Here is a 24,373-nt window from a genome sequence, read left to right as displayed (position 1 = left end):
GCGCGATAAGGCAGGAGGATGATGAGCGCACGATGCGCTTACGCCGATCCGTGAATCAGGAGCAGGCGGTTTTCAGTGCGGGGGGATCCACCTGGTCACGAAACGCCAGGTAATGTTTGAGCACCTGAACCGGCGCTTCGATTTGCGGGTAATGACCAATCCCCGGCAGCAACACCGTGTCCGGATTGGGGATCAGTTGCCGGTAACGTTCAACCATGTGGCCGCCGGAAACCGGATCGACTTCGCCATCGATCACCCGAAGCGGGACGGTGCTCGCTTGCATGGCCCTGACCCAGCGATCCCGCTGCATGCGGCGCTGTGGAATATAATTGATCAGCCGGTGCATGATCCGTGTGCCGCGATTGTTGTCGATCAGACTCCAGAAATCATCCAGCTCGCTTTCACTCGGACGGGTCTGGGGGCCAAAGATATGTCGGAAACTCTTGACCAGCCCATCCCGGCTAAACGCCCGCCCGATCATCCAGCCCAACGGGCTGAGCAACAGTTTCTGCATCAACACCGGCCGATGAGTCTCGGGAAACAGGCCACCGTTGAGGAACACACAACTGCCAATCTCGATGCGCGCTTCAGCATGCCGCGCCAGTAACTCCTGAGCCACGCTGTCCCCGTAATCATGCGCCAGGAGATGTACGGGCTGCCGGACGCCCAAATGTTCCAGCAGTGCCTGCTGCAAATCGGCTTGCTCCAACAGGCAATATTCATGGTCCAGCGGCTTGGCCGAGTCGCCAAAACCGAGCATGTCGCAAGCAATCACCCGATACCGCTGGGCCAATGGCTGCCACAGATAATGCCAATCCCAGCTGGCAGTGGGGAAACCGTGGATCAGCAGCAGCGGGTCACCCTGTCCGGCCACCCAGTAGCGGATGGTCTGGCCACGGAACACGAAGCTCTGGCCGCGTTTGCGCCAGACGCACAGAGGGATCTCGGCGAGTGGCATTAGAGTCTGAAACCCGGGGCTTGTTGATCGAGTTTGCGCAGCAACGCCGGCCAGGCCAGTGCGCCGCCCATCCCTTGAGCACTTTTGGTCACGCCGGCAATCATCGCCTTGGCGCCTGCGAGGATCTGCGGTTCGATGGCAATCAGTTCAGCCCCGCCGTTCTGCGCCAGCACCTGGATATCGCAAGCGCGCTGGAAGGTGAACATCATCAAAAAGGTGTCGGCAATGCTGCTGCCGCAGGTCAGTAGTCCGTGGTTGTGTAGCATCAGGAAGTTGTTTTCACCAAGGTCAGCTTGCAGGCGCACCTTTTCCTCATGGTTGAGGGCGACGCCTTCATAGGCGTGATACCCCAGGCTGGACAGCACAAACAGCGATTGCTGGCTGATGGGCAACACGCCCTGCTTCTGCGCGGAAACCGCCACACCGGCGGCCGTGTGGGTATGCAGCACACACACCACGTCATGACGCACTTCGTGCACGGCGCTGTGAATGGTGTAACCGGCGGGGTTGATCTCGTAGGGGCTGTCCATCAGCTTGTTGCCGGCCTGATCGACTTTGACCAGGCTCGAAGCGGTGATTTCGTGAAACATCATTCCGAACGGATTGATCAAAAAATCTTCCGTGCCCGGCACCTTGGCCGAGATGTGGGTGAAAATCAGATCGTCCCAACCCTGTAGGGCCACCAGCCGATAGCAGGCCGCCAGATCAACACGGGTTTGCCACTCGGCGGCACTGACCTGATCTTTCACATCGGGTGTCGATTGAACGGGGGTTACGCTCACGGCAAGGACCTCTGTTTCTTATTATTTTGTGGGTGTGAATGCAGTCTAGTCAGCTGTCGGGATTCGTGTAGTTGCATTGGCAGCCAGCTTACTGACCTACCGGGTCAGCAAGCTTTCGGCCGCTAAATGACGTGAGCACTGTCACAACACCCGGGCCAACAGCGGCGCGGCAAACAGGTTCAACAACCCGGTCAGTCGCGCAGAGCGCTGATCAGTTCTGCCAGCCAAGGTTCGGCGTCGGTTTCCGGGGTCACGCTTTCGCTGGCGTCCAGGCGCAGCATCGGCAGCACTTCACGCACGCCCAACTCACCGAACAGCTCGCGCATTTGTTCGCCGCCACCGCAGAAGGTATCGCCGTAGCTGGCATCCCCCAGACCAATCACTGCACCAGGCAAACCGCGCCAGGCCGCGGGCAGTTGATCGCGAATCATCGAATACAGCGGTTGCAGGTTGTCCGGCAACTCGCCCATGCCAGTGGTCGAGGTCACGGCCAGAAAGGCCTCCGGGCCAAATGCCTGAATATCCGCCAGGGTTGCACGCGGGTTGTGCCAGGTTTCAAAACCCGCAGCCTTGAGAAGGTTGGCCGCGTGCCGGGCGACTTCTTCAGCCGTGCCGTACACCGAGCCGGAAAGGATGGCGACTTTCATCAATATGATCCTGAAGCTGAATAAAAGACCGGAATATTAACAGCTGACGCCAAAAAACTGCGATTGCCTCTCAATTAGCGCTGCCGGCCAGTGGACAGCCCACAGCCATGTCATAAAATGCAGCGCATTATTTAGCGCAGACAAGACTTTCTGATGATCAATGCCCAGTTGATACAACGGATTGCACAACGGGTAGTCCAACGGGCCGAAGTTCAAGCGGAACTGCACGCAGTCAAAGCGACAAACGGTCAAAACAAGCTGTCGAATTAATGGTCATTAACTACAATCACCAATGACTTTGTAATTATATCTTTCGAGCAAACCATGCATCGCGATGCCCTCCTGACTCAGGATGAACTGGATTTCATCCAGACCATGCAGCACAACCCGCAGTTCAACGTGCGCGATGCGACGTCGAGCCTGCTGGTTAATGGGGGTTCGCAAATCCGCGACTTGCTGACACGCCTGGCGGCCAATGAGCAGGTCACCATCCAGGCACACTTCGAAAATCAGCAAATGACCTTTCCACTGCACCTGGTGGAGGATGAGTTTCATGCGCTGCATTTGCGCCTGGGCGTACCGAGCATTTACGAGGACGGCCCGATGGTTCGCCCTTGGCGCCTGGCGCTGGAGGAGCCCGTAGCCCTGGAGAATGCCAAAGGCCAGCCCGGTACGCTGTGGGTGCACGAAGTGTCATTCAAAGGGATTTTGCTGGAAGTCCGTAACCGGACCAAACCGCCAAAGAGCTTTGCGCTGTGGTTCAGCCCTTCGGGCTACGAACGCATTGCGTTACGCGGGACTTACGAACGAGAAACCGAACAGGGCTATTACGCCTATCGGCTCAGCCAAAGCGACAAGGATGAAACCGAACGCCTTCGTCAGTACATCCTTCAGCAGCATCGCCTGACACATCCTGCTTTGCACATCTGAGTATCAGGTATCGAGCGTTCCCGCGAGGAACTGCTGCAGACGCTGTTGCATCAACGCTCCTTCACTCCCCAGACAACCAATCGACGACCCGGCCAGGCTCTCCTGTGCCAGATCCGCCGAATCACCGGCCAGCATCAGGCGGCAATCCAGGCCCATCGCCAACCCATTCAGACGGCGGACAAAGTCAGGCGTCGGCACTTGATTGGAGAACAACACCAGCGCGTGCGGCTTGATCCTGTCACAGACCAGGGACAGTTCATCAAATGGTTGCCCCAGTGCCAGTAGCCTGATTCCCACCTCTGCACTGCCCATATACAAAGCCGCCAATAGCAACTCAAGCTTGCGGCACTGTCCATCAATCGCAGAAACGACCACCCGCAACGGCTGCGTACCTCGCAACAAAAACAGCCGCTGAAGAACTCTGGTACGTAGAAACCCGTCCAGCATCACCCACTCGCTGGTTTCTCCGAACAGGGTGTGATGCTGGAGTAACTGCGTCCACTGCGGCATCAAAATGTCCTGGAACACCACGGTCAGTGAATACGTGGAAAATACCTGGCCATAAATCCGCCCCAACTCCACATCGTCAAAATTGCCGAGCGCTGCTTTGATCTGAGTTTGCCACTGGGCATAGTCGGCCTGAACCAGCTCATCCGGGATAATGCTCGACTGCACCTGAACCGCACCGGTCTTCGCCAGAATCCTGCCCACCTTGCTGACCGCTACACCCCGACCGATCCAGCCAAGAATGCTCTGAACGCGCTCAATATCGGTCATGGAATACAGACGATGCCCGCTTTCGGTGCGTGTCGGCTGAATCAAACCGTAACGCCGCTCCCAGGCCCGCAGGGTCACCGGGTTGACGCCCGTCAGGCGTGCCACTTCACGGATCGGGAACATTTGTTCGAGCTTTTCCAGACGAGAAGGCTGCAAGATCCGGGAAGCTTCAGTGATAGCCACCATGTGGTTTGGGACGCTCGTATCAGATTGGATCCTACTTATCTCTCATCATCTTCCTACAATGCAAGAGGTATATATCCTACAAACTGTCTGGCGCATTTGGCAAACCCAGGAATAATCCTTGCTTGTTTTTAAACCCAGCCCTTTACCCCTGCGATTGCCTCATCAGCCCCGCCTCACACCTTGAGCTAAGCCCCCACCCGCGCCTGCAGACTCAAATGCGCCCGCTCTCCGGGCGCCAGGCTCAGGCTATCGGTGCCACCGCTGGCCGCCTCTACGCAGACAAACTCCGAGATCTCGTTCCAGCTCACGCCCAGCAGCGGTCGTGACCCGGGATGCCAGACCACCGTGTCGGCGCTGTCACCGGTATCGATGCACAACTGGCGCTGCCAGGCGTGATCCTTGAGCTGCAACTCGCCCTCCTGCTGGAACACCCGCTGACAGCCACCATCAACCCGCAACTCGCCTTTTTGCTCGCAAAACTCACGTTTGAGCAGGTCATAACCCTGCGCGCCATCGAGCCCAGACAGCGCTACCTCACCAACATCACCTATACGCCAATAGGCGTGCAATGCATGGCTCAGTTGGCACGGCAGGCTGTCCTGATGCTCGGTGCTCAGACGCAAATCCATACGCTCACCCAAGTACGCATGCAGGTCCACTTGCCAGTCGCACAACTGCAATTGCCAATGCAGACGTACGCCATCGTCAGCGGTGCTGCTGTCGATCAGTTTCCAGTCGATCAGCCGCGCCCAACCATGGGACGGCCAGGCATTTTCACTCGGATGACGGCCATACCATGGCCAGCAGACCGGCACGCCACCGCGAATCGCCCCGACATGCGGCCACTTCGCCGCGCACCAGAGCCAGGGCTTTTGGCCCTTGGGCTGGAAATGCAGCAACTGCGCGCCCTGACGACTGAACACCGCCTGACACAGCGGATGGTCGATCACCAGCACCTCGCGCTGCTGATAGCGCTCCCAGGCAAACACCGGACGCTCGCGCAGGGATTTGAAGAAGCGTTGTAGCGGATGCTCATGCATGTGCCGCGGTCCTGAAAATCATGTGTTCTACCTGAGAGGCTGCGCCACCCCAAAAAAAAGCGGACAGCCTTGGCCGTCCGCAAAATGCGCACATGGAGAGGAGCTTATCGCAGCTGCGTTAGAACACCGACTGAATTTTCAAACCGGCCACCAGCGCGTTGTCGACTTCATCCACACCGCCCGGGTGAGTGATGTATTGCAGGTTAGGACGCACAGTCAGCCAGTTGGTAACGTGGAAACCGTAGTTGATCTCGTAGTTGTACTCGGTGGAACGCAGTGGCGAGAACAGCGGGTTGTCGTAGTCGGTGACACCATTGGCGGCGTTGACCAACTCGGCGTTTTTCTTCACGTCATCGTTGACATGGATACGGGCAAAACCGATCCCGACGTCATCTTTTGGACGTGCGTCGAATGGGCCCTTGTACACAAACATCAGCGACTGATAGTTGTCGACGACGTTGGTGTCCTTGTCGTGGAAAGTGGCGTTGGCCGCAATGTTCAGACCGCGAGAAGCGTCACCGTTGTGGGTGGTGAGTTGTTGCTGCGCCACAAACCAGTAGCCGTGCTTGCTGTCATGGCTGCGGAAGGCGTTGCCTGTGGTCGCTGCATCATTGCCATTGTCGTCTTTACGGACGTCATTGGCGTCGGCAGTGCTCTTGTAGTAACCGACACGGTATTCGCCCGGCAGGTTGTTGACCTTCGGCGACCAGACCAGTTCGACCGGCAAGACGGTGCCCTTGGTACCACTGCCGCTGAGCTTGAAGCCGTTACCGTGCTCCAGTTGCGATGGGTTCTGGTTGTACGCGCCGATCTGCGCATAGAACTCAGGCGTGATGTTGTACTTCACGCGAACCGCCGCCTGCATGACCGGCCAGTTGAACCAGATACCGGTCGCCCAGTTACCCGCTTGGGAGCCGCAGAACGCCAGGTTCTGAAATTCGCAAGGGAAGGTGTTGAAGTCTTCACCTTCACCGAAATAACCGGCTTTGACGTCCAGTTTATTGTCGAGGAACTGATGCTGGACCCACAATTGGGTCAGACGGACCATATGGCCACGGCCGTAGACTTCCTGGGAGGAACTCAAGGTGCCGGCACGCGGGTCGCCGACTCGGTCATTGGAGATGTTCTGACCGTTACGGTTGGTGAGCTGGATCTTGGCCTGGGTGTTATCCCAGCCCCACAGCTTTTGCAGGTCCAGTGCCACGCCCAGGCCAAACTGGTCGGCATAACGCGCGGTCTTGTCGTGGTTGTAGCCGCCGTGGAGGTTGGCGCCCACTTCACCGACGTAATCCGCCTTGATGTCGATACCTTGTTCGATCAGCTTGGTCCGCTCGCCACCCCAGTCACCCGTCATCCACTTGGAGTCGGCGCTGAACGCGTCAGCCGCGTGTACATTACCGGCCATGATCAGCACCGCAACAGCTGACAATTGGCAGATAAGCTGAGCGTTGTTGTTCTTTTTCATCCCTACATCCTCGTCTTTATTGTTATTAACTGTTTTTATCTAACGCGGTTTACAGCGGTTGCGACGGGTGACAAACCACCCGCTGCATATCCCCCTGTGGGAGCGAGCTTGCTCGCGATAGCGGTGTTTCAGTCGACATCGATGTTGAATGTCAGATAGCCATCGCGAGCAAGCTCGCTCCCACCTTGATCTTCAGCGCCCTTTGAATTGAGCGACGTTGGCGCTGTGAGTCCCGGTTTGCGCTTGACCGGCCGTCCCCAGGCGTTCGCCCGTCCTGGCATCGAACAGCAGCACTTTCGATGGATCGAATTGCAAGGTCAGGGTCTCGCCCACGGCCGGCGCAACATCCGGCGCCAGGCGGCAGCAGACCTTGGTTTCGTTGAGATTGACGAACACCAGGGTGTCGGGACCCGTCGGCTCGGTGACCTGGACTTCGGCGCGAATGGTCGGCAAACCATTGGCCTCGCCGTTCGCCAGAACAATTTGTTCCGGACGCATGCCGAGGATCACTTCGCGGTCCTCAAGACCGGCGTCCTGCATGCCCAACGGCAGCTCGCAACGCGCCTGGCCGCTGTCGAGCAGCGCCAACAGACGGCCGTCCTTGCGTTGCAAACGCAGCGGGATGAAGTTCATCGGTGGCGAGCCGATGAAACTCGCCACGAACAGGTTGGCCGGGTCGTTGTAGATCTGCTTTGGCGTACCGAACTGCTGAATGATCCCGTCCTTCATCACCGCCACCTTGTCGCCCAGGGTCATGGCTTCGATCTGGTCGTGAGTCACGTAGACCGTGGTGGTTTTCAGGCGCTGGTGCATCAGCTTCATTTCGGTACGCATCTCGACCCGTAGCTTGGCGTCGAGGTTGGACAGCGGTTCGTCGAACAGATAAATCTTCGGCCGCCGCGCCAGCGCACGGCCCATCGCCACGCGCTGTTGCTGACCACCCGAGAGCTGGCCGGGCTTGCGGCCGAGCAGGTGTTCGATTTGCAGCAGCTTGGCCACCCGCGCCACTTCTTCGTCGATTTCGGCGGCCGGCATTTTGCGAATCTTCAGGCCGAAGGCGATGTTGTCGCGCACGCTCATGGTCGGGTACAGCGCGTAGGACTGGAACACCATGGCGATGTCGCGATCCTTGGGGCTCATGCCGCTGATGTCAGCGTCGTCCACCAGAATCGCCCCGCCGCTGATGTTTTCAAGTCCGGCGATGCAGTTCATCAAGGTCGACTTGCCGCAACCGGATGGGCCGACAAGGATCAGGAACTCACCGTCATCGATCTTCAGTTCGATGTTTTTCAGGGTGTCCGGCAAGCCGCTGCCGTAGGTTTTGTTGACGTTGCGTAATTCGAGAGTTGCCATGTTCTACCCCTTGACCGCGCCGGACGTCAGCCCACGCAGGAAATACTTGCCAGCGAATATGTAGACCAGCAGTGTCGGCAGCCCGGCGATCATCGCCGCCGCCATATCAACGTTGTATTCCTTGACCCCGGTGCTGGTGTTGACCAGGTTGTTCAGGGCCACGGTGATTGGCTGGGCATCGCCACTGGCGAAGACCACACCGAACAGGAAGTCATTCCAGATCTGGGTGAATTGCCAGATCAGGCAAACCATCACGATCGGGATCGACATCGGCAGCAGGATCTTCCCGAAGATCGTGAAGAAGCCCGCGCCATCGAGCCGCGCCGCTTTCACCAGCGCATCTGGAATGCTCACGTAGTAGTTACGGAAAAACAGCGTGGTGAACGCCAGCCCGTAGACGATGTGCACCAGCACCAGGCCCGTGGTGGTGTTGGCCAAACCAAGTTTGCCGACGGTGAACGAGGCTGGCAGCAGCACGGTCTGGAACGGCAGGAAGCAACCGAACAACAGCAGGCCGAAGAACAGTTGCGAACCACGGAAGCGCCACATCGACAGTACGTAGCCGTTCATCGCACCGATGAAGGTCGAGATCAGCACCGCCGGCACGGTGATTTTCACCGAGTTCCAGAAGTAGCCGCCCACGACGTCCCAGGCCTTGATCCAGCCAATACCGTCAATCACTTGCGGCCAGCTCAAGAGGTTGCCGGTGCGGATGTCTTCCGGGGATTTGAAGCTGGTCAGCAGCATCACCACCAACGGGATCAGGTAGATCGCAGCGGCCAGCAACAAGGTCGCGTAGATCGCTATGCGGCTAAAGCTGATGGCAGGTTTGCCAGGCTGATTACTCATGGCGCTTGCCTCGCAGTTCGGAGTACAGGTACGGCACCAGAATCGCCAGGATCGCGCCGAGCATCATCATTGCGCTCGCCGAACCGATGCCCATCTGGCCACGGCTGAAGGTGAAGGAATACATGAACATCGCCGGCAGGTCGGAGGAATAACCCGGACCGCCCGCGGTCATCGCCGCCACCAGGTCGAAGCTCTTGATCGCGATGTGCGCGAGGATCATGAAGGCACTGAAAAACACCGGACGCAGGCTCGGCAGGACGATCTTCAAATAGATGGTCGGCAGGCTCGCACCGTCGACTTGAGCGGCACGGATGATCGACTGATCAACACCGCGCAGGCCCGCCAGGAACATCGCCATCACAAACCCGGAGGCTTGCCACACGGCGGCGATCACCAGGCAATAAACCACGCGATCCTGATCCACCAGCCAGTCCAGGCGGAAGCCTTCCCAGCCCCAGTCACGCAGCATCTTGTCCAGACCCAGGCCCGGGTTGAGCAGCCATTTCCAGGCGGTACCGGTGACGATCATCGACAGCGCCATCGGGTACAGGTAGATGGTGCGGATGAAGCCTTCCTTGCGAATGCGCTGATCCAGCAGCACCGCCAGAAACACCCCGAGCACCAGGCTGATGCCGATGAACATGCCACCGAAGACCGCGAGGTTCTTGCTCGCGACCCACCAGCGGTCGTTTTCCATCAACCGGATGTACTGCTGCAGGCCGACCCACTTGTAGCTCGGCATGAAGCTGGAGTTGGTGAAGGACAAAACGAATGTCCAGATGATGTAACCGTAAAAGCCAACCAGGACGATCAGCATGCTCGGCGCCAAAACCAGTTTGGGAAGCCAGCGCTGCAATGCGTCGAACGGTGAGGCTTTGCTGAAAACCGCCACAGAGCTCATCGGGATAATCCAGGTGAAGAGAAGTGAATGCGCACAGTGACCCCTTGTGGGAGCGAGCCTGCTCGCGATAGCGGTAAAACAGTCGACATCTCTGTTGAATGTCAGTCAGCTATCGCGAGCAGGCTCGCTCCCACAGGGTCACGCGGCGTCAGGGATTACTGGGCGGCTTTGATGGCCGATGCCAGTTGGGCGCTGGCCTTGGCCGGGTCAGCGCTCTTGTCGTTCATGAAGTTGGTCACCACATCGAAGATCGCGCCCTGTACCGCCAGGGACGTGGCCATGTTGTGCGCCATGCTCGGTTGCAGGCCGCCGGTCTTCTCGTCAGCCAGGAAATCCTTGGCCGACGCCTGGGCGCAGGAGTCGAAACCCAGGGTGCTCATGTCATTGAGCATGTCGGTGCGAACCGGGATCGAACCCTTGTTGATGCTGAAGACCTTCTGGAAGTCTTTACCCAGCGCGACCTTGGCCAGGTCCTGTTGAGCAGCGATATCGCCGGTGCGATCGGCCTTGAGCTTGAACACCGCGAGGGAGTCGATGTTGTAGGTGAAGGCTTTTTCAGTGCCCGGGAACGGCACGCACTGATAGTCCTTGCCCGCTACCTTGTGCGCGGCGGTCCATTCGCTCTTGGCCCAGTCACCCATCATCTGCATGCCAGCCTTGCCGTTGATGACATCGGCGGCAGCGATGTTCCAGTCACGACCCGCGCGGTTGGGGTCCATGTAACCGGTGAGTTTTTTCAGCTCGGTGAAGGACTTGACCATTTCCGGGCCGGAAAGGGTTTTCTGGTCCAAATCGACCAGGGCTTTCTTGTAACCCTCAGCGCCCATGACCGAGAGCACCACGTCTTCAAACACGGTGCTGTCCTGCCAAGGCTGACCACCGTGGGCCAGGGCAATGAAGCCGGCAGCTTTCAGTTTGTCACCAGCGGCATAGAATTCTTCGAGGGTGGTCGGGGCTTTTTCGATACCGGCTTTCTTGAAGACTGCCGGGTTGATCCACAGCCAGTTGACGCGGTGAATGTTCACCGGAACCGCGACGTAATCACCTTCGTACTTGACGGTGTCGGAGACTTTCTTCGAGAGCAGGCCATCCCAGTTTTCAGCTTTGGAAACGCCTTTCAGGGCGTCGGTGCTAAGCAGGCCAGTGCTGCCCCACTCCTGAATGTCCGGGCCTTTGATTTGTGCAACACCCGGTGGGTTACCGGCCACGGCGCGGCTTTTGAGTACGGTCATGGCCGTAGCGCCACCGCCGCCGGCGACCGCACCGTCCTTCCAGGTGAAGCCGTCTTTTTCGACTTGAGCCTTGAGGACATCGACCGCTGCTTTTTCACCACCCGAAGTCCACCAGTGCACGACTTCCACGGAACCTTTGGAATCGGCGGCAAGAGCGCTGAGGGGAAACATTGAGGCAAGAGAAATGACAGTGGCGAGGCGAGAAATCGCATTCATCTGAAGTACCTTTCTTGTTGTTATGCATGCAAGTCTGGTGCTTGCGCTGCAAAGGAGTTTAAACAGCGTAGTCCGCCTCGCAGGTAACGAAGCGACGGCAAAATGTCACCGCATGGTTACACAAGTCCCGAGGTAGAGCCTTGAGCCAATGCACTGGCCATGCTCGGCGCCAGCGGCAAGCGTGGAATCAACACCGCTTGCCAGGCGTGATAGAGGTCTGGCTTGCCGCCCCAGATCTCGGCGCTCGGGCGGTTTTGCGGGTCAAGTTCGTGGTGCCAGCTGCCGTGGATTCGGTCAATCAGACAGCTGTCGCTGAACTCCCAGAAGCACCGATACCAGGTTTCGTACTGCGCCTCACCGGTGCGCTTGAGCAGTGCGCTGGCGGCAGCGCTGGCTTCGCAGTGAACCCAGTGCAAGCGCTGGCGCACAACGGGGCGATTGTCCCAGTCGAGGGTGTAGACAATGCCGGGCGCGCCATCGACGTCCCAACCGTGAAGGCAGTTGTGGGCGAAGAGTTGTTGCGCGTCGATCAGCAGCCAGCCAGGTGTCAGCATGCCGGCCTGCACGCGTGCTGCTTCGAGGTGCAACAGCAGCCGTGACCATTCGAAACCATGGCCCGGCGTGGTGCCGTAAGGTCGGAAACCGTCGGCCGGATTGGCCTGGTTGTAGCCGTGCAACGGTTGCCAGTGCAGATCGAAATGCTCGACCACCAAATACTGATTTTGCGCCGCATGCCCGTGAATCACCCGCTCGACAATCCGCAAGGCGCGGTTCAACCAACGGCTGTCCTGGGTGACATCGGCCAGCGCAAGAAAGGCTTCGGTGGCGTGCATGTTGCTGTTGGCGCCGCGATAGCGTTCCTCTTCGCTCCAGTCGCGGTTGAAGGATTCGCGCATCGCGCCCTCCTCTTCGCTCCAGAAATGCTGTTCGATGATCGCGATGGCATCACTCAGCAAGGCTTGTGCACCGGGCCTTTGGGCGACCACCGCAGAACTCGCCGCGAGTGCCACGAAAGCATGCAGGTAAGCGGCCTTGCCGGTATCGCCATCACGGTGATCGGGCGCCGCAAACCAGCCACCGAATTCGGCGTCACGCAGCGGGCCATTGAGGGCGTCGATGCCGTGATCCACCAGCTCGGCAAATCCCGGCAAGCCCTGAATGTGCGCCATGGCGAAGCTGTGAGTCATGCGTGCGGTGTTCATGGTGTGTGCCTGGGCGTTGGCCGGCAGGCGACCGTATTCATCCAGATTGCCGAAGCCTTCGGGCAGCTTCGATGCCTTGGCGAAAGCCAGCAGGCGCAGGCCTTCGTCAGCCAGCCATTGCTGATGGGCAGGCGCGTTCAGCCAACTGCTGAAGGCAGTAGGGGTGGTGTTCATGGGGTGCCTTTTTTGTTGTTATGACTGCAGATGAGTCTAAACAACGTGTGGGAAGGCGCAGGTAACGAAGCCGGCTGGGTATGTCACTGACTTGTGACATTGGCCTTGAGGAATGTGTTGAAGGGACTGACGCCATCGCGAGCAAGCTCGCTCCCACATTGGATTTGTGTACGACGCGGAACCACTGTGGGAGCGAGCTTGCTCGCGATGAACGATAACGCGGTCTTTTTAATCAACACTGCGCGGCAACTGCAACGTCACCCTTAACCCACCCTCGCGCAAATTCTGCAAACTCACTTCACCACCATGACTATGGGCAATGTTGCGCGCGATGCCCAACCCCAGCCCATAACCCTGCTGCTGCCCGGCCAAACGAAAGTGCGGTTCGAACACCTGCTCCAGTCGCTGCTCAGGCACTCCCGGCCCTTCGTCATCGACGTGCAGGATGAACGCAGCGTCATCGTCGTCGATGTGCAAATGCGCGTACTGCCCATACTTGAGGGCGTTGTCGATCAGGTTGCCGATGCAGCGTTTGAGCGCCAACGGCTTACCGGGATACGGCGCCAGCGCCCGCCCCTGCTGGGTCACGCGGCCATTGCCATTGGGTGCCAGGTAAGGCTCGACCAGGCAATCGAGCACATGGTTGAGGTCCACCGGCTCGATGTTTTCGTGGATGTCGGTGTCCTTGACGCATTGCAGCGCGCCTTTGACCAACAGCTCCAGCTCATCCAGATCACGCCCGAACTTGGCTTGCAGCCGCTCATCCTCCAGCAGCTCGACCCGCAGTCGCAGACGAGTGATGGGGGTGCGCAAGTCATGGGAAATCGCACTGAACAACTGGCTGCGCTCAGTCAGGTAGCGGCTGATGCGCGCGCGCATAGCGTTGAAGGCGCGGCCGACTTCGACCACCTCACTGCCGCCGCCCTCGGCCACCGGTTCCACTTCGGCGCCCAGCGACATGTCCCGCGCCGCCCGTGCCAGGCGCTTGAGTGGCCGGCTCTGCCAGTGCACCAACAGACCAATGAACAACAACAGAAATCCACTGGTGAGCACGATGAACCAGACCTGCTGCGAAGGCAGCCCCTGTTCTTCAAGGCTGGTATAGGGCTCGGGCAACAGCGAGGCGATGTACAGCCATTCGCCCTGGGCCAGTTTGATCTGGGTGACCAGCACCGGCGGATTGACCGGTTCCAGGGTCAGTGCGTAGTGCGCCCAAGAGCGCGGCAATTCATCGAGTTTCAAACCGCCATTGAAGATCCGCAGATCGTCCGGGCTGACGAATTGCACCGAGATATCGGTGTCTGCGCCCAGCGATTGCCGCAGCACTTCATCCACTGCCGCCAGCACCGCTTCTTTGCGCGGGGTCGGCGGTAACAACTGCATTTCCAGCGGTTTGTCGTTGAGCGTCACCACGAAACGGGTACCGCCCATGCTGCGCAACTGGTCGAGAACCAACGGTCGATACGCTACCGGCAAGGAACGAAAGTAACTGACGCTGGCAGTCATCGAATGCGCCAGGCTGCGGGCGGCGGTAACCAGCCCTTCCAACTGCGTGGCACGCAATTGCGAGACCCAGATCACGCTCGACAGCGTCTGCGCGAACAATACTGCCAGCAGGGTCAAGAGCAACATCCGCCCGAGCAGCGAACGCGGCACCGGCATCCGCCGTATCAGGCGCGTGAAGAACTCAGTGACCATTGCTGGCGACCACATTGGCGGCCAGTTGATAGCCGCTGCCGCGCACGGTGCGGATCAAGCGTGGAGGTTTTTCGGTATCGCGCAATCGCTGACGCAAACGGCTGACGGCCATGTCGACGATGCGATCGAGCGGCATCAGGTCACGGCCACGGGTGGCATTGCCGATGGTGTCGCGGTCGAGAATTTCCTGCGGGTGATCGAGGAAGAGTTTCAGTAGCGCGAAATCGGCTCCAGAGAGAATCACCTCTTCGCCGTCGGTGTGGAACAGCCGATGGCTGACCATGTCCAGCCGCCATTCATCGAAGGCCAGCACCTCACCCCCGGAACGCTCCTGACCGAACTGAGCACGCCGTAGCAAGGCTTTGATTCGTGCCTGCAATTCACGGGGACTGAAGGGTTTGCCAAGGTAATCGTCAGCGCCGAGCTCCAGGCCAATGACCCGGTCGGCTTCGTCGGAACTGGCGGTGAGCATGATGATCGGCACCTGGGCCTGACGCGGGTGCTGGCGAATCCAGCGACACAGGCTGAAGCCGTCTTCGTCCGGCAGCATCACATCAAGGATCACCAGATCACTCGGCGCCTCGTTCAGCGCCTGGCGAAACCCGGCGCCATCAGGCGTGGTCCGCACCTGAAAGCCTGCGCGGCTGAGGTAGGTGTCCAGCAACTCGCGTATCTCTTGATCGTCATCGACCAACAAAATCGACTTGTTGACTGAGCTCACGGGGCGGCGTCCTTGTTGTTAGTGTTGGGGCGGATTATGCCTGATCGTTCATGGATCTATGTTGCCTGTCAGGGCCTCATCGCGAGCAAGCTCGCTCCCACAGGGTTACTTGCATACATTCAAAATGTGTACATAACCCTTGTGGGAGCGAGCTTGCTCGCGATGAAGTCGACGCGGTCTCAAGCCTGGTCGAGTGCCACACCCGCACCAGTCAACCCGGAATACGGTGCGGTCACCAGCCAGACCGGAATGCCGTTGAAGTACTCGCTCATGCAACCCTTGTCGGCGAAGCAACGAGCAAAACCACTTTTGAGAAAGAAATCGGCAAACCGTGGAATCACCCCACCGACGATGTACACACCGCCACGTCCACCGGTGGTCAGCACGTTGTTGCCGGCCACCCGGCCGAGCCAGCAGCAGAACTGCTCGAGCACTTCCAGGGCAATCGGGTCGCCAGCAAGGCCTGCGGCGGTGATGGCTTCCGGGGTATCGAGCACAGGTTCATGCCCGTCCACGGCACAGATCGCCCGATAGACGCGCGGCAAACCGCTGCCGCTCAACGCTGTTTCGGCGCTGACGTGACCGATCTCGCTGTAGATGTGCTGCCAGAGTTGGGTTTCTCGCGGACTGCTCAGCGGCAAGTCGACATGCCCACCCTCCCCCGGCAATGCGGCCCAACGGCCTTCGCCAAGATCAAGCAAGGTACCAACACCGAGGCCGGTTCCGGGACCGATCACCACCGCCGGGCGCAACGGCTCCGGCGTGCCTTCGCAGACCACCCGAAACTCACCCGGTTGCAGGCGCGTCATGCCCAGTGCCATGGCCGAGAAGTCGTTGACCAGCAATAGCTGATCGACCTGCAAGGTCTGACAAAAGGCCTTGCGACTCAGCCGCCAATGGTTGTTGGTGAAGCGAAACTCATCACCGCTGACCGGACCGGCCACCGACAGGCACACCGCGCCAATCGAACCGGGCGCCAGGCCGAGGCCGTTCAGGTAGACGCCGATGGCGTCTTCCGGGCAGGCATAGTCGGCTGTCGCCAGCACCTGGATCGACTCCAGCTGCTGGTTTTTCCACAACGCAAAACGCGCATTGGTTCCACCAATGTCACCGACCAGCGCTAGTTTCACTTAAGGGTCTCCAGGGCAGAGGTAAAGGCGCTGGCGCCCTGCTCTGCCGAGCTGAAGGCCATGCGCATGAAGCCAAACAACTCACGACCGCAGCCAATGCCGTTGTCCAGCAGGCCTTTAGCCGGTGTGCGAGCGGCAAATTCATCGGCATCCACCATAAGCTGCAAGGTGCCGTGGACGCCATCGACGCGGATGATATCGCCCTCTTGCACGCGTGCCAAAGCACCGCCGACATAGGCTTCCGGGCTGACGTGAATGGCCGCCGGGATTTTCCCCGACGCACCGGACATCCGCCCATCAGTGACCAGCGCGACCTTGAAGCCACGGTCCTGCAGCACCCCGAGGAACGGCGTCATTTTGTGCAGTTCCGGCATGCCGTTGGAGCGTGGGCCCTGGAAGCGCATCACCGCGACAAAGTCCTTCTCCAGCAGACCTGCCTTGAACGCATCGGCCAGGTCTTGCTGATCCTGGAAAACCATTGCCGGCGCTTCGACCACTTGATGCTCCGGCGCCACGGCCGAGACTTTCATCACCCCACGACCGAGGTTGCCTTCCATCACCCGCAGGCCGCCTTCTGGCGAGAATGCACGGGCGACTGGGCGCAGAATGTTTTCATCAAGGCTTTCGATCGGGCCTTCTCGCCATACCAGCTCACCGTTTTCCAGGAACGGTTCCTGGGTGTAGCGACTCAGGCCATGCCCGGCCACGGTGTTGACGTTTTCGTGGAGCAGACCGGCTTCCAGCAGTTCGCGGATCAGGAACGACATGCCGCCCGCGGCCTGGAAGTGGTTGATGTCAGCCTTGCCGTTCGGGTAGACGTGGCTCAGGGTCGGCACCACCTCGGAGAGGTCGGCCATGTCCTGCCAGGTCAGTTGAATACCGGCTGCCATGGCGATGGCCGGCATGTGCAGAGTGTGGTTGGTCGAGCCGCCCGTGGCGTGCAGCGCAACAATCGAGTTGACCAGCGAACGCTCGTCGACGATTTCGCCGATCGGCATGAAGTTGCCGCTTTGCTTGGTCAGACGGGTGATCTGGTGTGCGGCTTCACGGGTCAGGGCGTCGCGCAACGGCGTGTTCGGGTTGACGAAAGAGGCGCCCGGCAAGTGCAGGCCCATGACTTCCATCAGCAACTGGTTGGTGTTGGCGGTACCGTAAAAGGTGCAGGTACCAGGGCTGTGGTAGGACTTCATTTCCGATTCCAGCAGCTCTTCACGGCTGGCCTTGCCCTCGGCGTAACGCTGACGGACGTCGGCTTTTTCCTTGTTGGAAATCCCCGACACCATCGGTCCGCCCGGAACGAAAATAGTCGGCAGATGACCAAAACGCAGCGCGCCCATCATCAGGCCCGGCACGATCTTGTCGCAGATGCCGAGCATCATCGCCGCATCGAACATGTTGTGGGACAGCGCCACGGCGGTCGACATCGCGATCACCTCGCGGCTGGCGATGCCCAGTTCCATGCCCGGCTCGCCCTGAGTCACACCGTCACACATCGCTGGCACGCCGCCGGCGAACTGGCCGACCGAACCGATCTCGCGCAGCGCGTGTTTGATTTGTTCCGGGTAGTGCTCGTACGGCTGATGCGCCGAGAGCATGTCGTTATATGACGAAACAATTGCCACGTTGGCGGCGTTCATCATCCGCAAGCTTTGCTTGTCTTCGGTGCCGCACCCGGCCACGCCGTGGGCGAAGTTGGCGCATTGCAGCTTGCCGCGCATCGGGCCATCGCTGGCGGCGCCGCGAATCAATGCAAGGTAGGCCTCACGGGTAGCGCGGCTACGGGTGACAAGCCGTTCAGTGACCTCAAGTACGCGGGGATGCATGTGTAGAACTCCAGGCTAACGGATGTGGCGACCTGTTCGTGTCTATGCTGATCAAGAGGCGTCAACGCGTGCAGCGCTGACGGTTTTCTTGACCACTCGGACCAGTTGATTCAGGTCACTCGTTGTAGATAAAACAAAATATTGCCACTAAAAAGGCTTGTTTTCTATTTTTTTGCGAATAATCTTGTAATTCCAACAACAAAACGACGGCGGCGCTTTACAAATGACTCTACGAATTGCAATCAATGGTTTTGGCCGTATTGGCCGTAATGTCCTTCGCGCACTGTATACCCAAGGCTACCGTCAGGATTTGCAGATCGTCGCCATCAACGATTTGGGCGACAGTTCGATGAACGCCCACCTGCTCAAGTACGACACCGTGCACGGCACCTTCGATGCCGACGTGCAGCACGATCAGGAAAGCCTGACCGTCAACGGTGACCGGATTTCGGTCAGCGCCATTCGCAACCCGGCCGAATTGCCATGGGCTGCCGAGAAGGTTGATGTCGTGTTCGAATGCACCGGTCTGTTCACCGACCGCGCCAAAGCCGCCGCCCATATTAGCGCCGGCGCGCGCAAAGTGATTATCTCGGCCCCGGCCAAAGGTGCCGATGCCACCGTGGTGTACGGGGTCAACCACGATATCCTGCGCCAATCGCACCAGATCATTTCCAACGCTTCGTGCACCACTAACTGCCTGGCCCCGGTGGCTCAGGTGTTGCACCGCGAGCTGGGTATCGAGAGCGGTCTGATGACCACCATCCACGCCTACACCAACGACCAGCACCTGACCGATGTCTACCACGTCGACCCGTACCGTGCGCGTTCGGCCACCCAGAACATGATCCCGAGCAAGACCGGCGCCGCTGAAGCGGTGGGCCTGGTGCTGCCGGAACTGGCCGGCAAGCTGACCGGCATGTCGGTGCGCGTGCCGGTGATCAACGTGTCGCTGGTAGACCTGACCGTGCAGCTGAAACGAGAAGCGAGCGCGGATGAAGTCAACGCACTGCTCAAAGAAGCCAGTCAGCATTCGAAGATCCTCGGCTACAACACCCTGCCGCTGGTCTCCAGCGACTTCAACCACAATCCGCTGTCGTCGATTTTCGATGCCAACCACACCAAGTCCAGCGGCAAGCTGCTCAAGGTGCTGGCCTGGTACGACAACGAATGGGGTTTCTCCAACCGCATGCTCGATAACTGCCTCGCCCTGTGCAACGCCGAATAAGCTAACCCTGCCTCGTCGTAGGAGCTGGCGAAGCCTGCGATCTTTTGATCTGTTAACCGCCAAAAGATCGCAGCCTGCGGCAGCTCCTACGGTGAGCATTTTCGCTGGAGCAGTAGTCGATGATCGGTATCAGCTTTACCACCAAAACCATGGCGGCGCGCAAACGCATCGCCCTGGTTGCCCATGACCACTGCAAAGTGTTCTTGCTGGATTGGGCCGAGCGGCAGAAGGACAAGCTCGCACAACACGAGCTTGTGGCCACCGGCACCACCGGCATGCTGTTGAGCAAACGCCTGGGTCTACCCGTCGAAAGCATGATCAGCGGCCCCTTGGGTGGCGATCAGCAACTCGGCGCGCGAATCGCCGAGCAGCGGGTCGACATGCTGGTGTTCTTCTGGGACCCGTTCGAGCCGCAACCTCACGATCCGGATATCAAGGCGTTGCTGCGGGTCGCGGCGGTCTGGAACATTCCAGTGGCCTGCAATGAATGCAGCGCCGACTACCTGCTCAGCAGCCCGTTGATGGATCAGCCGCACGAGTACCGGATCCCCGATTACCCGGCGTATCTGCAAGACCGCAAATAATTCTCACCGGTAGCGCTTGACCTTTCATACAGATGATAAGCATTATCATTAACTCGAAATGGATCAGGTCCTATTGTGAGTCAATCGCGCTTCAACCATGTCTTCCTCGCTCAGCGAGTCTCGCTGCTGCGGACCCTGGAGCGGATGGTCAACAATCACAGCACCGCCGAGGACCTCTTGCAGGAAACCTACCTGCGAGTGGCCCGCGCGTTGAGTGAACGGGCCATCGATCACCTCGAACCTTTCGTGTTTCAAACCGCCCGCAACCTGGCGCTGGACCATCTGCGCGCACGGCGCATTCAGTCCCGCACGATGCTCGAAGACGTTCCGCTGGACGTCGTGCAAAGCATCGCCGCGCCGCTCAGCAGTGCCGAGGACGCCGCCCATGCCGAACAGATGCTCGAACGCTTGAACATCAGCCTCAGCCAACTCACCCCGCGCCAACAACAGATTTTCATCCTCAGCCGCCTGCACGGGCACAGCTATCTGGAGATCGCCGAGCAGCTCAGCGTGTCCTTGAGCACCGTGCAAAAAGACCTGAAGCTGATCATGGCGATCTGCGTCGGTGTCGCTGATCGCCTCAACGAATAAGAGCAGCCGCAAGTTGTAAGCTTCAAGCTGCAAGAAAATCCCGAACCGCAATACTTGCCGCTTGAAGCTTGAAGCTTGAAGCTTGAAGCTTGAAGCTTGAAGCTTGAAACTGCCGGTCTGCAGACTCAGCCGAGGAACACCCGTGACGGACAGCCCACACTCCCACCCGCCAACCCCGGCGCGGGACCCAGTCAGCAGCACCATGGATCAGGCGCTGGACTGGTTGATCGTGCTGGACAGTCCGAGCGAGCAACAAACCCGCGAATTCCACGACTGGCTCGCCGCCGCCCCGCACAATGCCGAGGCATTCGCCAAGGCCAAGGCGATCTGGAACGGGCCGCAGGTCGCTCAGTGTGCACAGAGTTTGAACACCTCCAGGCACAAGGTCTCGCTGCCCGGGCGCCTGCGCCGGCACTGGAAACCGCTGGCCATGGCGGCCGTGCTGATACTTGGGCTGTTCAGTTTCAGCAACCTGCCGATGCGGATTCAGGCAGATCATCTGACCGTGGTCGGCGAGCGTCAGCACCTGCAACTGGAGGACGGTTCAAAAGTCCTGCTCAACACCAACTCGGCGTTTTCCAGCACCATCAACGACCAGCAACGCATCGCCCGCCTGTATCAGGGCGAGGCTTATTTCGAGGTCGCGGCCAATCGCGGTCTGCCACTGGAAATCGACGCCGGCCCGGTCACCGCCAGCGTGCGCGACACCACCTTCGCCGTGCGTTATCTGGACGGTATCGCCCAGGTTCGCGTGCAGCGTGGCGATGTCGATTTGCGCTCCAACCGCAACGACGCCCGTGTGCGCCTGAGCGCGGGCGAAAGTATCCGCATCGGCCCCAATGGCTTCGATCAACCGGTCAGGCTCGACCCGGCAACCGATCTGGCCTGGGTCCAGGGCCGACTGGTGTTCGAAAACTGCCCATTGAGCCAGGTGCTGGCCGAACTGCGCCGCTATTACCCTGGCTGGATCATCAATAACAACGAGCAGTTGGCCAACGTGGCGGTGACCGGTAATTACCGTCTCGACCAACCGCTGGACGTGGTCCGCTCGCTGGCTCACGTCACCTCGGCCAGGCTTCAGGAATTCCCGGCGCTGGTGATCCTGAACTAAATGAGAATTATTTTTACTCGATAGCGCTTCATCGTTCGTCTCGTTATAGCCAATGCAATTGATTCGCATCTTAGATGTGGATCTGCACCTATACGATTCGTGCGACACGGAGCGCTATCGATGTCCTCTCGCCTTACCCGCCGGTCCTCTTCACCTTCCGCTCGCGTGCAGAACTGCACGTTGTCCTTGCTGACTGCCGCCATCCTGTTGGCCGGTGCCCAGGCCGCGCCAGTGATGGCCGCCACCGCGAGCCAACAGCCAAGTCGCAACATGGGCGACTACACCTTCGCCATCGCCCAACAACCGCTGGTATCGGCACTCAATGCCTTCACCACCGTCACCGGTTGGCAAGTCGGCTTGCCGGCAGAACTCGCTGAAGGCGTCGCCTCGCCGGGTGTACACGGCGCGCTGACACCGGAAAAAGCCCTCGATCGCCTGTTGGTGGGGACCAACCTGAGCTATCGCAAACTGGGCAATAACAACATCGTGCTGGAAAAACGCAGTGCCGGCGGGACACTCGCCCTGCAGCAGATGACCATCAGTGCCACCCGTCAGGAACAAAGCGTCGACAGCGTGCCGAGCACCGTGACCGTGCACACGCGCGATGAACTGGACCGCAACAACGTCAACACCATCAAGGAACTGGTGCGCTACGAACCGGGTGTTTCGGTTGGCGGCACCGGTACCCGTGGCGGTATCAGCGGCTACAACATTCGCGGCATCGACGGTGACCGGATCCTGACGCAAGTCGATGGCGTCGAGGTGCCCAACGGTTTCTTCAACGGTCCGTACGCCAAGACCCAGCGCAACTACGTCGACCCGGAAATCATCAAGCGCGTGGAAATCCTCCGCGGCCCGGCTTCGGTACTCTACGGCAGCAACGCCATCGGCGGCGCGGTCAGCTACTTCACCCTCGACCCGGACGACATCATCAAGCCCGGCAAAGACGTCGGCGCTCGCCTGAAGACCGGCTACAACTCCGCCGACGACAGCTGGCTGAAATCCGCCACCGTCGCCGGGCGCGCCGAGCAGTTCGACGGCTTGCTGCATTTCAGCCAGCGCGATGGTCATGAAACCGAATCCTTCGGCAGCAACAACGGCACGGGGCTCAATCGCACCGCCGCCAACCCGGAGGACGTACGCACCACCAACGTGCTGGCCAAAGCCGGCTGGAACTACGCCGATGACGCGCGCCTGGGCCTGACCTACGAGAAGTACAAGGACGACCGCGACACCAACCAGAAAAGCGCCGTCGGTGGCCCGTTCAACAATGGCCAGCCAATGGGCATGTACCGCTCGCGCACCGGCAACGACACCATCACCCGCGAACGCTTCGGCCTGGAAAACAATTTCGCCCTCGATAGCCTGCTGGTCGACCAAGTCAAATGGAGCCTGAACTACCAGATCGCCAAGACCGATCAGAGCACCCTGGAAAACTACTTCCCGTTCAGCCGCAACGTGATGCGCAGCCGCGAAACCCTCTATGAAGAACAGCAGTGGGTATTCGACGCACAGCTGGACAAGGCCTTCAGCCTTGGTGAAACCGACCATTTGTTGACCTACGGCACCACCATCAAGCAAGAGAAAGTCAGCGGCTCGCGTAGCGGTAGCGGAACATGCCTGACGGTGTTCGGCAGTTGCCGAAAAATCGGCGCGATCAGCCCTGCTGACGTGTTGAAGAAATCCAGTGACTTCCCGGACCCGACCATCAACACCTACAGTCTGTTCGCCCAGGATCAGATCAGCTGGAACAAATGGACCTTCCTGCCGGGCCTGCGCTACGACTACACCCAGCTCAAGCCGCACATCACCCAGGAATTCCTCAACACCGTGGCCGCCGACGGCAAAGGCACGGTCAGCGACGAGAACAAGACCTGGCATCGCGTGTCGCCCAAGTTCGGCCTGACCTACGCCCTGACCGACAACTACACCTGGTACGGTCAGTACGCCGAAGGCTTCCGCACCCCGACCGCCAAGGCGCTGTACGGCCGTTTCGAGAACACCACCACCGGCTACCGAGTGGAACCGAACCCGAATCTGGGGCCGGAGAAAAGCCAGAGCTACGAGACCGGCCTGCGCGGCAACTTCGAGTCCGGCCACTTCGATGTGGCGGTGTTCTATAACAAGTACCGCGACTTCATCAACGAAGACGCCGTCACTCCGGGCTACAACGAGCTGACGTTCCAGAGCAACAACATCAAGCACGCGACCATCAAGGGCGTGGAGCTCAAAGGTCGCCTGAACCTCGACACCTTCGGCGCACCGCAAGGTCTCTACACCCAGGGCTCGGTGGCCTATGCCCACGGTCGCAACAACGACACCGGCGAACCGCTCAATGCGGTCAACCCACTGACTGGCGTATTCGGTCTGGGTTACGACCAGGACAACTACGGCGCCTTGCTCAGCTGGACCCTGGTGCAGAAGAAAAACCTCGTCGACAGCAGCAGCTTCAAGTCGCCGGACGGCGTCAGCAGCCAGTTCAAGACACCGGGCTATGGCGTGGTTGACCTGAGCGGTTTCTACAAAGTGACCGACGACGTGACTGTCAGCGCTGGCGTCTACAACCTGGCCGACAAGAAATACTGGCAGTGGGACAACGTGCGCGGTTACGACAGCGTCGGCGAAGCCGCCGTACTCAGCCCGGCCAACCTCGACCGCCTGACCGAGCCAGGCCGCAATTTCGCGATCAACCTGATCTGGGACATCTGATCCAGACGGGCCTCACTGCGCTTTTCAGATCAAAGCGCAGTGAGGATTTTTTACTCTGTCGCGTCTTCT

21 protein-coding genes are annotated in these 24,373 nt (G+C 59.5%); 6 read left to right on the top strand and 15 right to left on the bottom strand.

All coding sequences use genetic code 11. The annotated features are described in order from the left end of the window. Window positions 1-55: 55 nt before the first annotated feature. From BK659_RS20030 to BK659_RS20020, 3 genes are all read right to left on the bottom strand, one after another. On the bottom strand, window positions 56-958 hold the full coding sequence (locus tag BK659_RS20030; RefSeq protein WP_123426701.1) for an alpha/beta fold hydrolase: 903 nt from the start codon (window positions 956-958) through the stop codon (window positions 56-58). After that, window positions 958-1,740 (bottom strand): class II aldolase/adducin family protein, encoded by a 783-nt coding sequence (locus tag BK659_RS20025; RefSeq protein WP_123426700.1) that lies wholly within the window; start codon window positions 1,738-1,740, stop codon window positions 958-960. The genes BK659_RS20030 and BK659_RS20025 overlap by 1 nt, the downstream gene beginning before the upstream one ends. A 191-nt stretch (window positions 1,741-1,931) precedes the next feature. Further along, a complete protein-coding gene (locus tag BK659_RS20020) occupies window positions 1,932-2,387 on the bottom strand; it encodes a flavodoxin (protein WP_123426699.1) in 456 nt (151 codons plus the stop codon). Window positions 2,388-2,711: 324 nt separating this feature from the next. On the opposite strand from BK659_RS20020, the gene BK659_RS20015 reads away from it, so the two are divergent. Beyond that, on the top strand, window positions 2,712-3,317 hold the full coding sequence (locus BK659_RS20015) for a hypothetical protein (RefSeq protein ID WP_123426698.1): 606 nt from the start codon (window positions 2,712-2,714) through the stop codon (window positions 3,315-3,317). A gap of 3 nt (window positions 3,318-3,320) precedes the next feature. Here BK659_RS20015 and BK659_RS20010 read toward each other — a convergent pair whose 3' ends face one another. The 12 genes from BK659_RS20010 to edd all read right to left on the bottom strand — a co-directional run bounded on the left by BK659_RS20010 (window position 3,321) and on the right by edd (window position 18,084). Continuing rightward, window positions 3,321-4,280, bottom strand: coding sequence for a MerR family transcriptional regulator (locus BK659_RS20010; RefSeq protein ID WP_123426697.1), 960 nt, complete (start codon window positions 4,278-4,280; stop codon window positions 3,321-3,323). 185 nt (window positions 4,281-4,465) lie between these two features. Next, complete coding sequence (locus BK659_RS20005; RefSeq protein ID WP_123426696.1) at window positions 4,466-5,320, bottom strand: D-hexose-6-phosphate mutarotase; 855 nt, start codon at window positions 5,318-5,320, stop codon at window positions 4,466-4,468. Between the two features lie 118 nt (window positions 5,321-5,438). After that, on the bottom strand, window positions 5,439-6,785 hold the full coding sequence (locus BK659_RS20000) for a carbohydrate porin (protein ID WP_123426695.1): 1,347 nt from the start codon (window positions 6,783-6,785) through the stop codon (window positions 5,439-5,441). Window positions 6,786-6,977: 192 nt separating this feature from the next. Next, window positions 6,978-8,138 (bottom strand): ABC transporter ATP-binding protein, encoded by a 1,161-nt coding sequence (locus BK659_RS19995; RefSeq protein ID WP_123426694.1) that lies wholly within the window; start codon window positions 8,136-8,138, stop codon window positions 6,978-6,980. Window positions 8,139-8,141: 3 nt separating this feature from the next. After that, window positions 8,142-8,987, bottom strand: coding sequence for a carbohydrate ABC transporter permease (locus BK659_RS19990; protein ID WP_123426693.1), 846 nt, complete (start codon window positions 8,985-8,987; stop codon window positions 8,142-8,144). Further along, window positions 8,980-9,888 carry a carbohydrate ABC transporter permease gene (locus tag BK659_RS19985; protein WP_123426692.1) on the bottom strand — a complete coding sequence of 303 codons (909 nt, stop codon included), beginning with the start codon at window positions 9,886-9,888 and terminating at the stop codon, window positions 8,980-8,982. Before BK659_RS19985 ends, BK659_RS19990 begins: the two co-directional genes overlap by 8 nt. A 155-nt stretch (window positions 9,889-10,043) precedes the next feature. Further along, on the bottom strand, window positions 10,044-11,336 hold the full coding sequence (locus tag BK659_RS19980) for an ABC transporter substrate-binding protein (RefSeq protein WP_123426691.1): 1,293 nt from the start codon (window positions 11,334-11,336) through the stop codon (window positions 10,044-10,046). Between the two features lie 116 nt (window positions 11,337-11,452). Continuing rightward, window positions 11,453-12,712, bottom strand: coding sequence for a D-mannose isomerase (locus tag BK659_RS19975; RefSeq protein WP_123426690.1), 1,260 nt, complete (start codon window positions 12,710-12,712; stop codon window positions 11,453-11,455). Window positions 12,713-12,940: 228 nt separating this feature from the next. Further along, window positions 12,941-14,368, bottom strand: a complete 1,428-nt coding sequence (locus tag BK659_RS19970) for an ATP-binding protein (protein ID WP_404942540.1) — start codon at window positions 14,366-14,368, stop codon at window positions 12,941-12,943. 31 nt (window positions 14,369-14,399) lie between these two features. Further along, window positions 14,400-15,131 carry a response regulator gene (locus tag BK659_RS19965; RefSeq protein ID WP_019693222.1) on the bottom strand — a complete coding sequence of 244 codons (732 nt, stop codon included), beginning with the start codon at window positions 15,129-15,131 and terminating at the stop codon, window positions 14,400-14,402. A 179-nt stretch (window positions 15,132-15,310) separates the two neighbouring features. Continuing rightward, window positions 15,311-16,261, bottom strand: coding sequence for a glucokinase (locus BK659_RS19960; protein ID WP_123426688.1), 951 nt, complete (start codon window positions 16,259-16,261; stop codon window positions 15,311-15,313). Further along, complete coding sequence (gene edd, locus BK659_RS19955) at window positions 16,258-18,084, bottom strand: phosphogluconate dehydratase (RefSeq protein WP_123426687.1); 1,827 nt, start codon at window positions 18,082-18,084, stop codon at window positions 16,258-16,260. The genes BK659_RS19960 and edd overlap by 4 nt, the downstream gene beginning before the upstream one ends. 223 nt (window positions 18,085-18,307) lie before the next feature. Between edd and gap the strand changes: the two genes are divergently transcribed. From gap to BK659_RS19930, 5 genes are all read left to right on the top strand, one after another. Beyond that, entirely contained in the window at window positions 18,308-19,309 is a 1,002-nt protein-coding gene (gene gap, locus BK659_RS19950) for a type I glyceraldehyde-3-phosphate dehydrogenase (protein ID WP_123426686.1), read from the top strand. A gap of 119 nt (window positions 19,310-19,428) precedes the next feature. After that, a complete protein-coding gene (locus tag BK659_RS19945; protein ID WP_123426685.1) occupies window positions 19,429-19,893 on the top strand; it encodes a methylglyoxal synthase in 465 nt (154 codons plus the stop codon). 75 nt (window positions 19,894-19,968) lie between these two features. Further along, window positions 19,969-20,484: an RNA polymerase sigma factor gene (locus BK659_RS19940; protein ID WP_123426684.1), complete on the top strand. Its 516-nt coding sequence runs from the start codon at window positions 19,969-19,971 to the stop codon at window positions 20,482-20,484. Window positions 20,485-20,626: 142 nt separating this feature from the next. Beyond that, on the top strand, window positions 20,627-21,595 hold the full coding sequence (locus tag BK659_RS19935) for a FecR family protein (protein WP_123426683.1): 969 nt from the start codon (window positions 20,627-20,629) through the stop codon (window positions 21,593-21,595). 120 nt (window positions 21,596-21,715) lie between these two features. After that, window positions 21,716-24,304, top strand: a complete 2,589-nt coding sequence (locus BK659_RS19930; protein WP_123426682.1) for a TonB-dependent receptor — start codon at window positions 21,716-21,718, stop codon at window positions 24,302-24,304. Window positions 24,305-24,373: the final 69 nt, after the last annotated feature.

It is taken from the genome of Pseudomonas brassicacearum (assembly GCF_003732225.1).
Classification (GTDB): domain Bacteria; phylum Pseudomonadota; class Gammaproteobacteria; order Pseudomonadales; family Pseudomonadaceae; genus Aquipseudomonas; species Aquipseudomonas brassicacearum_E.
This window is presented reverse-complemented; position numbering and strand designations above follow the sequence as displayed.

Excerpts from the sequence above, each read along its gene's own strand:
- BK659_RS20030 (WP_123426701.1), bottom strand. The coding sequence starts at position 958 with ATGCCACTCGCCGAGATCCCTCTGTGCGTCTGGCGCAAACGCGGCCAG.
- BK659_RS20020 (WP_123426699.1), bottom strand. The coding sequence starts at position 2,387 with ATGAAAGTCGCCATCCTTTCCGGCTCGGTGTACGGCACGGCTGAAGAA.
- BK659_RS20015 (WP_123426698.1), top strand. The coding sequence starts at position 2,712 with ATGCATCGCGATGCCCTCCTGACTCAGGATGAACTGGATTTCATCCAG.
- BK659_RS20010 (WP_123426697.1), bottom strand. The coding sequence starts at position 4,280 with ATGGTGGCTATCACTGAAGCTTCCCGGATCTTGCAGCCTTCTCGTCTG.
- BK659_RS20005 (WP_123426696.1), bottom strand. The coding sequence starts at position 5,320 with ATGCATGAGCATCCGCTACAACGCTTCTTCAAATCCCTGCGCGAGCGT.
- BK659_RS20000 (WP_123426695.1), bottom strand. The coding sequence starts at position 6,785 with ATGAAAAAGAACAACAACGCTCAGCTTATCTGCCAATTGTCAGCTGTT.
- BK659_RS19995 (WP_123426694.1), bottom strand. The coding sequence starts at position 8,138 with ATGGCAACTCTCGAATTACGCAACGTCAACAAAACCTACGGCAGCGGC.
- BK659_RS19990 (WP_123426693.1), bottom strand. The coding sequence starts at position 8,987 with ATGAGTAATCAGCCTGGCAAACCTGCCATCAGCTTTAGCCGCATAGCG.
- BK659_RS19985 (WP_123426692.1), bottom strand. The coding sequence starts at position 9,888 with ATGAGCTCTGTGGCGGTTTTCAGCAAAGCCTCACCGTTCGACGCATTG.
- BK659_RS19980 (WP_123426691.1), bottom strand. The coding sequence starts at position 11,336 with ATGAATGCGATTTCTCGCCTCGCCACTGTCATTTCTCTTGCCTCAATG.
- BK659_RS19975 (WP_123426690.1), bottom strand. The coding sequence starts at position 12,712 with ATGAACACCACCCCTACTGCCTTCAGCAGTTGGCTGAACGCGCCTGCC.
- edd (WP_123426687.1), bottom strand. The coding sequence starts at position 18,084 with ATGCATCCCCGCGTACTTGAGGTCACTGAACGGCTTGTCACCCGTAGC.
- gap (WP_123426686.1), top strand. The coding sequence starts at position 18,308 with ATGACTCTACGAATTGCAATCAATGGTTTTGGCCGTATTGGCCGTAAT.
- BK659_RS19945 (WP_123426685.1), top strand. The coding sequence starts at position 19,429 with ATGATCGGTATCAGCTTTACCACCAAAACCATGGCGGCGCGCAAACGC.
- BK659_RS19930 (WP_123426682.1), top strand. The coding sequence starts at position 21,716 with ATGTCCTCTCGCCTTACCCGCCGGTCCTCTTCACCTTCCGCTCGCGTG.